Genomic DNA, 1,345 nt, shown 5'->3' with positions numbered 1-1,345 from the left:
TAGGAGTAGGCTTTTATCAAGTTAATCAGAAAAATGGTCAGCGCCATAGTACAGCAACTGCCTACTTAAAACCTTGTTGCGATCGCCTTAACCTAACTATTTGCACTAGTACTCAAGTAACTAGTCTACTGTGGGAAGGAAATCGTATTGTCGGCGTCGAGTATATTCAAGACGGCGGTCTCACCAATAGGATTAAAGTAGCACGGGAAGTGATTCTCTGTGGCGGTGCAATTAATTCCCCGCAACTACTGATGCTTTCTGGGATTGGACCAGCAGAACACCTCAAGGCTTTGGGCATTCCAGTGATAGTAGATTTGCCTGGAGTTGGGCAAAATCTCCAAGACCATTTGCTGGCAGGGGTTATCTACGAATGTACTCAACCCCTTAGCCTGGATAAGGCTAACAATATCGGTAATTTTCTGAAATATCTACTTTTCAAACAAGGCCCATTAACTTCTAATATCGCAGAGGCAGGAGGATTTGTAAAAACGAGACCTGATTTAGCAACACCTGATTTACAATTCCTATTTGCACCCTTGTACTTCCAAAACCACGGTTTTAACCGACGGGAAGGTTTTTATTTCAGTCTTGGTGCAACTTTGTTACATCCACAAAGCAGGGGTTACATTAGTTTACGTTCCCCTCAACCCTTAGTTCAACCTGTAATTGAACCCAACTACCTAGCCAGTGAAGCTGATTGCGAGTGTTTGCTAACTGGTGTTGAAATGTCTCGTCAACTAATACAAGCTTCAGCTTTTAATCAATTTCGAGGTAAGGAGATTTTTCCTGGTTCTGGGGTAGAGAAGAAGGAAGACATTGTTGACTACATCCGCGATACGGTAGAAACTTTGTATCATCCAGTTGGTACTTGCAAAATGGGGAATGACTCCATGGCAGTGGTTAATTCACGGCTACAGGTACATGGTGTTCAAGGGTTGCGGGTGGTGGATGCCTCGATTATGCCCACAATCGTTAGTGGTAATACTAATGCTGCCACAATTATGATTGCCGAAAAAGCAGCTGATTTGATAGTCGCTACATGTCAATAATTTAAGAAAAACTCTCGCAGTGCGGAAATCTACAAGAGTAAAAGGTGGAAAGAATCGACTTATTCAAGAATCCTCCTCCTTCAAGGAGGGGGAGTCTCAACCTACTCCCATTTGTCGTTCCCACTTGTTTCTAATTGTCTTGTAATTACGGTAATAAGCTTGAGGATCGAATCCTGGTAAGGGTTCATAGATGTCAATTTCTTGCCACAGCGGAGTTAAACGCTCCAAAAATCCTATCGATTGTTTAACGATTTTTTCTGGTTTTAGCCAGTATCTTTTCTCTTGAGTTGTGGCGA

1 protein-coding gene and 1 pseudogene are annotated in these 1,345 nt (G+C 42.5%); one reads left to right on the top strand and one right to left on the bottom strand.

What is annotated here, in order from left to right; all coding sequences use genetic code 11:
* On the top strand, positions 1–1,049 hold a 1,049-nt coding region (locus F6K23_RS40630), incomplete at its 5' end, for a GMC family oxidoreductase (RefSeq protein ID WP_293166897.1).
* Between the two features lie 96 nt (positions 1,050–1,145).
* On the opposite strand, the pseudogene F6K23_RS40625 reads toward F6K23_RS40630, so the two are convergent.
* A pseudogene (locus F6K23_RS40625) lies at positions 1,146–1,345 on the bottom strand (hypothetical protein); the annotation flags it as partial.

The organism is Okeania sp. SIO2C9, from assembly GCF_010672455.1.
Taxonomy (GTDB): Bacteria; Cyanobacteriota; Cyanobacteriia; order Cyanobacteriales; family Microcoleaceae; genus Okeania.
This window is presented reverse-complemented; position numbering and strand designations above follow the sequence as displayed.